Source organism: Microvirga sp. Mcv34 (assembly GCF_024519725.1).
Lineage (GTDB): Bacteria > Pseudomonadota > Alphaproteobacteria > Rhizobiales > Beijerinckiaceae > Microvirga.
This window is the reverse complement of record NZ_JALJRK010000103.1, coordinates 1-11798: the sequence shown is the minus strand read 5'-3', so window position 1 is coordinate 11798 and position 11798 is coordinate 1. Positions and strand designations below refer to the sequence as shown.

The following is an 11798-nucleotide window of genomic DNA, read 5'->3' as shown; positions in this document are numbered from 1 at the left end:
ATCGATCCTGGAAAAGGTCGCCCGTGCGAAACAAGCGTTAGAGTCACAACACTAGAATACACCCTCGATTTTTGCAGCAAGCACGGGATCAACGGCGTTTGGCTCTCGGTCAATCACGGGAATGCCCGCGCCATAAGCTTCTATGACAAGCATCAATTTCAGCGGAATGGCTCAATCTTCTTCCCCTTGGAGAACGAGCAGCACGAGAATTTCGTGCTCTACAAGCCAGTCGCCATGCACCTGGCTGAGACCGCTGATCCAGTCGGGTTTGGTACGAGGTCGAGCCACTCAATGGGAGACCTGATGCAGATTGTCGGAATGGACCACGTCCAGTTAGCCATGCCTGCTGACCGAGAAGATGACGCCCGAGCCTTCTATGACCACCTCCTGGGCGTCCCGGAGATCGCAAAGCCGCCGCACCTGGCCGCTCGCGGAGGCTGCTGGTTCGAAAGCGGGAGCGTGAAGGTTCACCTGGGAGTGGAAGAGCCTTTTGCCCCGGCGAAGAAGGCTCATCCAGCGTTCATCGTCCGGGACTTGGCCGCCCTGTCACGACGGCTGGAAGGCGCCGGGTACGACTTGAAAGAGGATCAACCCCTGGAGGGGTTTGAACGCAGGTATGTGAGCGACCCCTTCGGCAACCGGATCGAGTTGATGCAGCCAAACCGATAGTTGCCGGCGCGAAGAAAGGAAGCCTTGATCATGAAAACTGCCATCGTATTTGACTGCGAGTTTTTGTGCGTCCAGGGTTCACAAAGCAGGTTTTGGTGTGCGGCTCACGACCCCGATCCTGTCATCGCGCAGATCGGTGCTGTGAAGCTTGGGCTGGAGGGGGATTTCCCTCTCATGGATACCTACAGGGCCTACGTTCAACCGTTCGACCGGTTCGGCAAGAGGTACCCGATTGACCCGTTCTTCACCAAGCTGACCGGCATCACCGAAGAAGACATTCAGGCAGAGGGTGTGTCGTTGCAGGAGGCCCTTGCGGGCTATGACCGCTTCTCAGACGGCGCAAGATCCTGGTCGTGGGGGAAGGACGAGCTGAATATGGTCGCCATCAGTTGCTACGTCGCCGGTATTCCGTGGGCCATCCCGGCTCACCGGTTCGACAATGCTGTCAAACTGGTGATCGCGGCAGGATGCCGATAGAGGACATTGGGAAGACGCCCAGCAACAAACTGGCTGACTACTACGGCGTCGAACACCCGCCCTTGCAGGGGCATGATGCGCTCGACGATGCCCTCTCGGTGGCATATGCGGTGCAACATCTGTTGAGGACAGGAAAGTTACAGCCGGAGGTCTTCGACCGAACTTAGCTGCAGCGGTCGCGAGGAGCGGCCGCGCGAATTGGCCGGCCGGCGCTATCAAGCTTAGGGGATCGTATAGGCGCCGATACTAGCCTATATTAGGGCCATTGAATTTCGGGTGGCTTGTGATGGATGAGACGACGCTTCGGATCCTCGCGATAGCCGAAGAAATGGCAGGCGATAAGCAGCGGGCCGCGATCTGGTTCGAACAGCAGCTAATTCCAGGCTGGGGTGGAAAGACAGCCTATGAGCTCGTCCAAGAGGGCAAGGCGGATAAGGTCTTGGATTATCTGGAAGCGCTGAGATCCGGAGTTTATGCATGAGCCAGCAAATGCACCCGGAAGCACTAGCATTGTTGAAAGTCCTGTCCTTGGGCAACCGGGACGTGGCGGCCGGCAGGACTAAACCTGTGGCTGATGTCATAGCCCGCCTCCGGGCCAAGCGAACTGAATTGATCGTTCGCGCAGGCCGAAGCACGAAGAGCTAATGAGCCGGGATGGTAGGAAGCCTGGGGCTCGGCTCAATATTCGCCAATGGGAGGCGTTAGACCTCCTGGCGCTGGCCGGCACAAAGGCGGCCAAGGAGGACATGGCCGGAGCGATGTCCGCCTTTCCGTGGCGCATCAACGGAACAGGCCGTGCCATCCGGACGGAAACCTTGAGGCAGCTGGAACGCCGCGGCCTGGTGGCGCTAGTCGACGGGGAGTATAGGATCACAGAGGCAGGCCTGCAGCTGGCTAAGGGTGCCCGGTATTGAAGTGAGGGGAGCGGAAAACCCTTAATATGGCCGTGCCTAAAGCCTGCATATTAAGGGTTATCGCGGGGCGTCAGTCGCCGATAATACCGTAAGTACCATTGAGGGGCAGATCCAGACCGCACGGTTTGTTGGTCGTCTTGCTCACAACGAGATCGTTTTCTCGATTGAAGCCAATCTCGATCGGCTGTCCGTCGTCGAGCGCACCCAGCAGGCGCTTACCCTGCCGATTCAGCGTCCCCTTGATCTTGCGAAGTTGGGTGTTCGTAGCCCAATTCTCAGCTTCGAACTGAACAGAGTACGTCTTACCGCCTTTGTTGGGATCGATGATCCAGCCGCAGTTAATTTGCTTGGGGCAAGCGCCGACCTTCCCGGCGTAATCGCCAGCGAAAGGGTCTCGCGCAAGAGCAGGAGAGACGGCAAAGGTGAGGGCGGCCAGAGCGAGACCTATTTTCAATTTCATAGTCGGTACTTTCTTCGTGCATTTTTGCCTGGCACCTAGATTACAAAGGCCGGAGGCAGGACACTCCTTGGGCCTAACGTGGCTTGATGGGAAGACCACAAAGACCGTAACTTGCAAGGACTCCACAGCCTAAGAACCGGAGGCCGGCGAAGGATGAAGGTCGACGACGCGATTGTCTCGGATCCGGAGATCTTGGGCGGTATGCCAGTTATCAAGGGGACGCGCGTGCCGGTCTATGATCTGGCGGCGTCCATCAAGGCAGGGATCTCGCGGGACCGAATCCTGGCGGCCTATCCCACTATCCAGGAGCACCATCTAGATCTGGCTGAAGCTTACGTGCGAGCCAATCCTTTGGAGCAGCAGCACCGTCGATGGCCACCGTTAGGCAATGGGACTTTGGCGAGTTACGGACACGTCACAAGGAAAAGAAATGACACCTGATCTTCAGGCACTGATTGCGGCCGGCGATGTTCGTAAAGCCGAGTTGATCGAGATGGCAGGTGGATTACTCACACCTCAAGCGGTCGCCTCGCTCCTCAACAGTCCAGAGCAGCTGGTCGAGGAGCGGCACAAAGCCGGGGAGATTGTCGCCGTAAGGGCAGGGGAGGACTACGGGTACCCAGCCTGCCAGTTTGGGCCGGATGGAATGCTCCAGGGTCTTTCAGATGCCTTGGCCGTTATGCCGATGCGAGCCGACTGGATGCGGCTGGAATGGCTCCTGGTTCCGGATGATGCGCTGGACGGGAGGTCGCCGCTTCAGGCTCTGAAGGCTGGACGCATCGACGAGGTACTGGATGTCGCTCGAGGGCAGGGAGCCGAGTGATTGGGCTAGCCCAATCTCCGAAGGCTTTGTACCTGCCGGGGACCGACTGTTCCAGGAACATTGACCTTTCACTGGGGTTGTAATACCGTGTATTACACATAGGAGTGAGCTGATGCCGAAGCCGGAACTGTCGGACCCGATCACCCTGCGACTCCCCGTTGAGGTTCTGCGGGAGATTGAAGGGATCGCGGAAGCTACCGACCGGACCAGATCATGGGTCATGGTCCGAGCGCTCAAGCTGTATCTCGCTGGCGAGGGTAAGGACATTCTCGCGGCCGTCGAGGGACGCAAGCAGATCGCCGGCGGCCAGTCTCACGACATGGAAGACGTCCTGAACGAGATCGAGACCATTGCCAACGGCAAGGCGGCTTGATGCGCGTCAGGCTGTCCGAGAACGCCCGGGCCTATCTTCTTCGAGAGACCGCCTACCTGAGGAAGCTGAACCCGGCCGCGGCGCGGAATTTGTCACGCCAAATGCGGAACGCCCAGCGCAACCTGGCGGCATTCGACGGAATGGGCTTCGAAAGTGAGGAGTTGCCGATCAGGGGAATGCGCCGGCTCGTTGTCGGAGACTATCTGATGGACTATGAGGTCGTTGGCAACGAGATTCACGTCCTCGCCATTCGTCACGGGCGCCAACTTCCTCCGGATGTGCCTCTGGACGACGATTACGACTTCGAGGCGGACTGACCGCCCTTGCCCTTTAGAATTGCCGAAACTCGTCCAGCGGCAGACCCTCTCGTTCGGTCAGTCTCTTGTGGTCCTCAAGGGCTTCCTCGTTTTCTTTTAGCCAAAGGGCGTGTCGGTCGTCTCCATCGGCTACAATCTCCGGCTCAATCAAGAGCACGCTACCAAACCGACGCTCAATCTCGGCCGCCGCGAGCTCTGACGCCTCAATAGTGATGCGGTTAGGATCAGTCCCGCCTCTAATCCAGACGCCTGGCACCTCCCGAACGTAGTCCTCAGCTGTGGATGGGCTCGCCTGAGCTTCCCGTCGAGTCGCGACAACGTAGTTAGCCATTGGCGAACCTCCTTATCCTCAAAAAGGAACATATATGGAACACGAATTTAGATCGCTAGGTCAAGCGTCGACACGCAAAAGAAGACTTGCTTGTTGAAAAAGGAAGGAGGTTCGATAATTCAAGCCCGAAACCTCACGCGCGTTGATGCGACGCCGCCGCCTCGGTCAGGAGAGATTATGCGTCTCGTCGTTGCACTGGATCTTGAGGGTACGCTGATCTCAAACGCTGTCAGCGCCTTTCCGCGTCCCGGCTTGAAGCAGTTTGTCGAGAGTACCCTAAAGGTGGCGGACCGGGTTGTGATGTTCACGACTGTTCGTGGGGAACGGGCCCGTGAGCTGCTGCAGCTGATCGAGAATGAAGACTGCCTACCTGCGGGCTTCGCCGCTGCCGTGGAATTTGTGCCGTATTCGGGCAAGACGAAGGACCTATCGGCAGTAGGCGAACCTGCCTCCGCAACCGTCCTCCTTGTCGACGATCAGCCCTCAATGGTGCATCCCGGTCAGGATGCGAACTGGATTCCGATCGCCGAATTCATGCCGCCCTTCGAGCAAAATGATCACGAGTTGGAGCGAGTCGGAAAAATCATTTGGGAAATCAGGGATGACATCAAGCTCGCGGGTATCATTAATCGCCGCGCTAGCGAGACCCCGGTTCCGATCAACCTGGACGATCTATAGCCAGAGCAGCGATCATGAGTGACATCCGAGCCATATGCTTTGACGCTTTCGGGACGCTGGTCGAGATCACCGACAAGCGCCAGCCGTTCCGTGCCCTGCTGCGGGGAGGGGTGAAAGGGATTACGGTCGAGGAGGTCCTCACAAAACCTCTGAGCCTCCGAGAAGTCGCTGCAGGTGTCAGCCATGAGCTAGGGGAGGGCAACTTGGCGGAACTGGAAACGGACCTGCAGGCTGAATGTGCCTCTATCCGCCTCCGGCCCGGGATCGCCGAAATATGGCAAAACCTGAGGAAGCGGGGCCTCCGGATCGGTGTCTGTTCCAACCTGGCGCTGCCCTATGGCTCGCCACTTCTAGCAACCCTGCCAGACACTCCGGATGCCGCGATCCTCTCCTATGAGGTCGGGCTGGCGAAACCGGATCCTGCAATATTCAGCCTGGTCTGCGATCGGCTGGAGCTTCAGCCGGCGGAGATCCTGTTCGTGGGCGATACACCGGCAGCCGACATCGAGGGGCCTCGCGCGATTGGAATGCCGGCGATGTTGATTTCGAAGTTTGAGGCCTATTTGGATAGGCAAGTCTATGCCGTCGGTGATCTGCCCGAGGATATTGTCGCGCTGATTGAGGCGGCAGTCGAGGCGGCAGAATCTGAGGACCATGAGGATGGCGCAGCCGTGGAAGCGGAACTGGCAAGAGCCTTCGCTGCCCCGGAGGCTTCCTATCGACCACTCACGGCGGATGAAGTTATCGGGCGCAACTCCCAGCAGGCGCCATCCGATGGCCCGGCCATGCCGGCTACCTTCATTAGAGGATCCGGACTTGGGCGATTGGTCAGCCTGGAGGAGGGCGAAGCTCTGCTTGCTAAGATCACGGTCGATGACGATTCAACCGATTGGGCCGCATCCGAGCTTCTAAGCGCAACCGAGTTGGCGGAGAGACTTCAAGTCCCCCTGGCGACCTTGGATACTTGGCGCGACGCCAATAGAGAGATCGCCTTCCGTAATGACGATGGAGAGTACATCTACCCGGTCCGGCAGTTCGACGGATCAGAGCCGGTTGAGGGACTTGATCGGGTTGTCGCGTTCTTTACCTCACCAGACGAGGCGTGGGAGTGGCTCGTCACGCCCCATGAATACACCAATGACGAGGCTCCGATCGACCGGTTGCGCTCGAAGCACAGCGATGAGGTTGTCAGAGCTGCCGAGGGTGAGAATGACTTTCATTAGTTTAGGGCGCGACGGCTCGCCGGAAGAAATCCTCGACCTCACCATCAGCCTCGCCAAGGATGGAGACGTGATCTCCGTCGACCTCGATTAATCTCGAATTGCTCGTGACCTTGCCGATCAACTCCCTCGCAGAAGAGACCGGAATTACCGGATCCTGTTTGCCATGGATTGCGATGACCGGTGCCTTCACGCGAGCGATCCGCAAATCCGATCGCATGGAGTCTCGCATCAGAAATCCTGGAAGATACCGGAACTGCCGCTTTGCGAGACTGAGCAGGGATGCATAGGGCGCTTCGAGGTACGCCCCGATAACCGGATGGGTCGCAGCCATGGCGACAGCAACCCCTGTACCCAGCGAGTGGCCGTGGACCAGGACGGCGGACTCGGGAGCTGCCTTTTGAACGAAGGATATCGCGGCTTCACCGTCCACTAAGATCCCAGTTTCGCTCGGAGAACCAGTCGAGCCTGGATATCCCCGATATGCAATGGCCAGAACGCCCCAGCCATGAGCGGCCCACGGCCCATTCGAGAACCGGTCTGCGGCCCAGCCCGGAGCACTGGCGTTGCCATGGAAGGACACGACCACGGGACGGCCAGCTTGCGGTGCTTTCCACAGTCCATAGAGACGTTCACCGTCGGCGGTCTCGACCGTGACCTCCTGAACTTCTGGGGAGAGCTGCTCCATGCGCGCGACCGGCGGCAGGAGGTGCCGCGGGAAAACCAGATGGCGCTGGGTGACAAAAACAAGAAGAGCAATGGCCAGCCAGATCCCGATGACCACGGAGATGATAATTGCGAGCACTCGTTTCACGAACCTTGTTCGCCCTTCCTAGTCGTTTCGTCGTACGCTTCCTCAATAATGCGCAACCATTCATGCTCGGCTTCAGCCATCGAAAGAATTTTCGACCACTCCGGATCCTTCTTCCAGCCTTTGCCCCAGTGACTATCGAGAAGCCGATCCAGGGCCTCGCAACCACCCTTTTCACGCGCGCTCAGCTGGTAAAGACCTGCATTGGCGAGTTTCAGTTTGACCGCAAGTGGATAGACAAAGGCAGCGATCACCATGTGCTGCCAGTTCTTCCAATTTTGGCTGAAGACAGACCGAGGGCCGCGGTGCGCGCGTGAGCTCCTCGCCTCGTAAAGTTCTTTCATCCATTTGCGGTGTAGTGGCCATTCCTGCTGCACCTTCGCGAAATCCGGCTTGTTGTCGGGCTTTACCCTCTTGGCTTGAGCTAGGGTCCGACTGGCATATGGAGCCCATAGATTGGCAAGTGCCTCCGCGACACCTTGGGCGTTGGCCTGAGCCGGCTCGAGGAGCCTCTCAAAGGCCATAGCCGAGAGCATGATGCAGCTTTCCCAATCGAGCTCTGGAACTTCGGCGTTTCCCAAAAGGAAAAATTCAAGGGAGGAAGCTATCGGATCCCAGATCGGGGATTTTGACCTGCTGGCTTTCGTAAGGGCTCTGGCGAGGCGGACATTGACGACCTCGCACCTGGTGCCCTCTACCTGGGATGGGCGCTGAAAAACGACATCCTTGAAACGGACGCCACCTACCCGTAGCCCACCTCCTCGCCGCGGGTAGAACAAGCCGATCTGGTCCGACCCGGCGGTGATCCGCTGCCCGATAATCTGGAACATGGTCGCGTTGAGATGGGGGCTGAAATGCCCCTCCATAAATCTCTGCTCTGCCAGACAGGACAAGGCCAGGATTTCGGCAGCGCGCCGGGCTGATCCCCACATCCGATCGGGAATATTCCAGGACTGCTGATGGCGGGGCCGCAGCATGATTGTGCAACTCTCGATCTGATGGCTCCGCCGATCGACGTAGGGACTAAGGGCCATTGCAACGGTAGGCGCCATTTCGGGCCCAACGACCGAAATCGGATCCTTTACATCAATCGGCGCGAACCGGAACCCGGCGACCGTCACTGCCTGCGGGATCGAAACCCACGGCATAAAAATGATCTGGCCGGTTAGCGACACCGGATTTGTGCTCCTATACCTGCCGGAGGCTCCGAAGTGGAGGAGCACTCGGCTGCGGTAACGCATTGGATCAGGTTGAATGGGTGCGACATGGCTCTCCGAGGAACTTTCCCTGGTTTGATACGCCGATCACCCAACCAATGAAAAGCCCTTCTCAACCTTCATTGGGAAGGGCTTAGCGATTAGAGATGAGCGTCAGATAACGAAGAAGTCAGCCGCGGTCATCTTGAGGTTTTTGGAGAGCGTGGCGATTTCAACCGCCTTGCCATTACCAGAACCGTCCGCATCGTAGTACAGGACGCCTTTCTTGTTATCGTAGACGATATAGTCGTTCTTATCCTTGGCCTTCGAGCCGATGGTGAAAAAGTCCTGATTCAGCTTTGCCGGGCTCTTTTCCAATCCCTTTTTTCCAAGCTTCGTGAAGACCGCGATATCGAGATAGATCGAGTCATCCTTGACGTTGAAGTCGGTGATCTTGTCGGCGTTGGCCTTGGATGCCTTCGTGTTGAAGATAAAGGCGTCCTTGCCTTTGCCACCCGTCAGCACGTCCTTGCCGAGGCCGCCCTAGAGCTTGTCACTGCCCGATCCGCCCTTGATGAGATCGTCACCCATGCCGCCGACGGCCGTTTCCTTGGCCACGTCCTGAACGGAGATGGTGAATTTCTGGGTCGTGGACGCGCCAAACTGATCGGAAACCTTGACGGTCACAGTATGGCTGCTGGCCTGCTCGTAGTCGATCTTTGCAGGACCGGCGACGACGAGCTGCGAGCCATTGAGCTTGAAGCGGCCGTCGTCGACGGTGTAGGTTCTCACGCCGTCGAAGATGGTCTCGATCCCGGTGAGCGTGAACTTTGCCCCGGAAATTTTGTGAGTGAAAACGAGGTTGCTGTCACCGTTGAACGTGTAATCGAAGTCGGAAAGGGATCCGAGCAGGTTCGCGGTATCGTGCCCGTCGCCACCGATCAGAAGCTTGTAACCGGTCAGGTAGGTGTTCATCTCCATCTCGCCGATGAAGAACAAGTCATCTCCGGCGCCGCCGTCGAGCGTGTCATTGCCACGGCCGCCATAGAGAATGTCGTTGCCGCCGCCGGCAGAGATGGAGTCATCTCCATCATTTCCAAAAAGGAAGTTGTCGGAGTCGTTCGCTGTGATGGTGTCATCGCCGAGGCTGCCGACGACATCCTCAATGCCCGAGATCTGCAGGGGCTTACCGTCCGTGTTCGTCCCGATCCCGGTCACGAGATTGATGTTAAGCCCCGCCGTGTAGGTCGGATAACCTGCGAAATCCTCCGCAAAATTCAGTGTATCCCGGCCTTCGCCGCCGTCGATGGTGGCAGCGCCAGGTCCTGCATAGATAAAATCGGCCCCATCCCCTGCGCTCACTGTGTCATTGCCAGTACCGACATAAATGACGTCGTAGCCGTCACTCCCCTGGACACTGTCATCGCCAGAGAAAATGTAGCGCATGATGTTAATTGGAAACTCGAAGTCTGACGGATCAGCCGTAAGCACCGCTCCCAGGCCATTCGCTCCGATGTTCAAATCCGTGATCGAGGCGACCTCGTTATGGACGGCATTGAAAATCCGGATCATCGTGACCGTCCCCGATACCAGCGGATTGTACTGAGGCTCATCCACAACCAGGCCGACGCCCTCGATCATAGCTGATCCGCCATTGGCGAATTGAACCGTCAATGACGTAGAATTGAAGGCGGTGATATTCGCGGTGCCGAACTCCCTAAAAAGGTTGTGAAGGCCCATATCGTCGATAGTCGGCACAGAGTAGTTTGCCATTTTGGTCTCTTTTTTGATTATTGGTACATCCAGACCCGCTCAGTTGAGCTTCTATCAGGATGGTCTTGGTTTCGGCAGGAAGCCGCGGGTGAACCTAACATGCTCAGGCAACGGGAGTTAAGACAAAAAGCCTTTCGCTTTTCCGAAGTTGATTGAGCAGAGTCGTAGCCTCCGGCCGGAATTCTCCCGCCGAATATGACTCTCGGACGCCAGGATTATTCAGCGGCGATCGCTGAGAAATGTTCTGGTCCTGAAGGGTGCGACATGGCTCTGCGGGCGAGGACTTCGGCTTGGGCGAATAGCGTCATCTCGATTTCATCGAGCGCTTCAAGCTCAACCCGGCGAGCAACCTCTCTCAGAACCTGCAAATAGATAGAGTAGACGCGCGACGGGTAGGCCTGGTGCGCGTCGCCATTGTCCCGAGCCCTCATGAAATCATGGAAAGCTTTAGCGGCCGTATTTTTGCTGGGCAGGTTGGGAAAGAAAATCGGCCGTTCGTGGTCCTGGGCAATCTGGAGGGCGTTTAGGGCCATAGCGACCCGAGCATCGAAAATGGCGTACCGATCCGGGTTCCTGAGGACGAGGATTTTCGACCAGGTGGCTACGCCGCCGGCGCCCCGTCCTGCCAGTTCGTCTTCGGACTGCCCGATGTAGGTCCGGATTGTTTCTTCCTTATTGCTCGGCACGCCGCCCCACTTGGCCACGTACCAGTTCGCAAGGTGAAATGGCGTTCGGGCTGCGCATGCCACACCGCGGAGAGTGACCGCTTCAGGCGGAATTTCGCCTTGGCCAGGCTGTCATAAGCAGCTCCCAAGTTGACATGTCACTCCTCGCCGCGTGAAGTCGATCTCACCCGACTGGGTCGCTTCAGGTGGAGTTCCTCTCCACTCTATTGGGAGGATGGCCCTTCAGTCCCCGTCGAAGTCCAATAAGGTTCCTGTTGCCATAGGTCTGACGAGCACCGCTCGGTCACTCCGCCAAAAATCGGCCCTCTTGAGTCTAGCGCAAATAGTGATTGTTGGATTTCTGCTGGCACTCAGTCTTCAAGACACAAGATCGAGACTTGGAGCGAGGAAAGTCGAGATGTGCCTCGCGGGAAGGACCCCATAACTCAGGAGGTAGAATCAAGTGCGTAAAGCCAGATCTCATGGAACCAGCGTTTTACTTGCGAATTGATTCGGCCTTTTGCGCTAATTGATTCTGCCTGAAGGAGTTTTCCAACGAAGAATCCGATTATTGTGAATGGATTCTTGCGCTCCGACTCCACAGCCACCCCAGAATCGGGCAATCCTCGTATCGCTACGAGTATCATGGATGTACGCAATGGCTGATGCAGCGAGTCGCAAGCGAGCTCAACGTCTCCGTCAGACACGGCGGGAGAGGGGAGACCGGGAAACCAATGTTTGGCTTCCTCGGGAAATCGGTACTGCCATCGACGAGGCCGTCGAGAGCGGCCTCTTCCCCTCGCGCCAAGTCGCTATCACCCATGCGCTCGAAGCAGCCTTCGTTCGTAAGGAGCTGAAGACCGTGACGTAAACTAGGCAAAGCAAAAGGCCCGCGAAGCTGGAAACTTCGAGGGCCTTTGGAGACCCACCGAGGGGTGGGCATAAGTAAAGATGTGACAATCTCCTTATGCCATCCCGACAAGCTGCGTGTCAAGAGCATCGGTTTCGGTGAACGCTCCCGCTTTGCCCTCACCATGGAGGGTACGATGCAGCTTGCATCGTCAGGAGGCCGGCGGCTGAGACATGCCGCT

The 11798-nt window shown here is 57.5% G+C and carries 16 protein-coding genes and 1 pseudogene; 10 read left to right on the top strand and 7 right to left on the bottom strand.

Features of this window, described 5'->3' with window-relative positions; all coding sequences use genetic code 11:
- Positions 1–303 precede the first annotated feature (303 nt).
- The 3 genes and pseudogenes from OC446_RS26715 (at position 304) to OC446_RS26705 (ending at position 1627) form a co-directional block, all read left to right on the top strand.
- On the top strand, positions 304–669 hold the full coding sequence (locus OC446_RS26715) for a VOC family protein (RefSeq protein ID WP_262032017.1): 366 nt from the start codon (positions 304–306) through the stop codon (positions 667–669).
- A 30-nt stretch (positions 670–699) separates the two neighbouring features.
- Positions 700–1313 (top strand): annotated as a pseudogene (locus OC446_RS26710) (3'-5' exonuclease).
- A gap of 119 nt (positions 1314–1432) precedes the next feature.
- A complete protein-coding gene (locus OC446_RS26705; protein WP_410055154.1) occupies positions 1433–1627 on the top strand; it encodes an MbcA/ParS/Xre antitoxin family protein in 195 nt (64 codons plus the stop codon).
- A 503-nt stretch (positions 1628–2130) separates the two neighbouring features.
- On the opposite strand, the gene OC446_RS26700 is transcribed toward OC446_RS26705, so the two are convergent.
- The gene (locus OC446_RS26700; protein WP_262032016.1) at positions 2131–2520 is read right to left on the bottom strand and encodes a hypothetical protein; all 390 of its coding nucleotides are present in this window, start codon (positions 2518–2520) and stop codon (positions 2131–2133) included.
- 153 nt (positions 2521–2673) lie between these two features.
- Between OC446_RS26700 and OC446_RS26695 the strand changes: the two genes are divergently transcribed.
- The 4 genes from OC446_RS26695 to OC446_RS26680 all read left to right on the top strand — a co-directional run bounded on the left by OC446_RS26695 (position 2674) and on the right by OC446_RS26680 (position 4033).
- Positions 2674–2961, top strand: a complete 288-nt coding sequence (locus OC446_RS26695) for a DUF433 domain-containing protein (RefSeq protein ID WP_262032015.1) — start codon at positions 2674–2676, stop codon at positions 2959–2961.
- Positions 2951–3343, top strand: coding sequence for a hypothetical protein (locus OC446_RS26690; RefSeq protein WP_262032014.1), 393 nt, complete (start codon positions 2951–2953; stop codon positions 3341–3343). Before OC446_RS26695 ends, OC446_RS26690 begins: the two co-directional genes overlap by 11 nt.
- Before the next feature lie 112 nt (positions 3344–3455).
- Positions 3456–3716, top strand: coding sequence for a CopG family ribbon-helix-helix protein (locus OC446_RS26685; RefSeq protein ID WP_262032013.1), 261 nt, complete (start codon positions 3456–3458; stop codon positions 3714–3716).
- Positions 3716–4033, top strand: coding sequence for a type II toxin-antitoxin system RelE/ParE family toxin (locus OC446_RS26680; RefSeq protein ID WP_262032012.1), 318 nt, complete (start codon positions 3716–3718; stop codon positions 4031–4033). Before OC446_RS26685 ends, OC446_RS26680 begins: the two co-directional genes overlap by 1 nt.
- A gap of 13 nt (positions 4034–4046) precedes the next feature.
- Here OC446_RS26680 and OC446_RS26675 read toward each other — a convergent pair whose 3' ends face one another.
- Complete coding sequence (locus tag OC446_RS26675) at positions 4047–4364, bottom strand: type II toxin-antitoxin system CcdA family antitoxin (RefSeq protein WP_262032011.1); 318 nt, start codon at positions 4362–4364, stop codon at positions 4047–4049.
- Between the two features lie 177 nt (positions 4365–4541).
- On the opposite strand from OC446_RS26675, the gene OC446_RS26670 reads away from it, so the two are divergent.
- Together OC446_RS26670 and OC446_RS26665 are read left to right on the top strand one after the other, a co-directional pair.
- Positions 4542–5042 (top strand): HAD family hydrolase, encoded by a 501-nt coding sequence (locus tag OC446_RS26670; protein WP_262032010.1) that lies wholly within the window; start codon positions 4542–4544, stop codon positions 5040–5042.
- 14 nt (positions 5043–5056) lie between these two features.
- Positions 5057–6265: an HAD family hydrolase gene (locus OC446_RS26665; RefSeq protein ID WP_262032009.1), complete on the top strand. Its 1209-nt coding sequence runs from the start codon at positions 5057–5059 to the stop codon at positions 6263–6265.
- Between the two features lies 1 nt (position 6266).
- Here the strand turns inward: OC446_RS26665 and OC446_RS26660 are convergent, their stop codons facing one another.
- The 5 genes from OC446_RS26660 to OC446_RS26640 form a co-directional block, all read right to left on the bottom strand.
- Positions 6267–7076: an alpha/beta hydrolase gene (locus OC446_RS26660; protein ID WP_262032008.1), complete on the bottom strand. Its 810-nt coding sequence runs from the start codon at positions 7074–7076 to the stop codon at positions 6267–6269.
- Positions 7073–8248: a hypothetical protein gene (locus OC446_RS26655; protein ID WP_262032007.1), complete on the bottom strand. Its 1176-nt coding sequence runs from the start codon at positions 8246–8248 to the stop codon at positions 7073–7075. Before OC446_RS26655 ends, OC446_RS26660 begins: the two co-directional genes overlap by 4 nt.
- A gap of 195 nt (positions 8249–8443) precedes the next feature.
- Positions 8444–8794, bottom strand: coding sequence for a hypothetical protein (locus OC446_RS26650; protein WP_262032006.1), 351 nt, complete (start codon positions 8792–8794; stop codon positions 8444–8446).
- 18 nt (positions 8795–8812) lie between these two features.
- Positions 8813–10042, bottom strand: coding sequence for a calcium-binding protein (locus OC446_RS26645; protein ID WP_262032005.1), 1230 nt, complete (start codon positions 10040–10042; stop codon positions 8813–8815).
- A 215-nt stretch (positions 10043–10257) separates the two neighbouring features.
- Positions 10258–10746, bottom strand: a complete 489-nt coding sequence (locus OC446_RS26640; RefSeq protein WP_262032004.1) for a hypothetical protein — start codon at positions 10744–10746, stop codon at positions 10258–10260.
- 619 nt (positions 10747–11365) lie between these two features.
- On the opposite strand from OC446_RS26640, the gene OC446_RS26635 reads away from it, so the two are divergent.
- Positions 11366–11578: a hypothetical protein gene (locus tag OC446_RS26635; RefSeq protein ID WP_245435671.1), complete on the top strand. Its 213-nt coding sequence runs from the start codon at positions 11366–11368 to the stop codon at positions 11576–11578.
- Positions 11579–11798 lie beyond the last annotated feature (220 nt).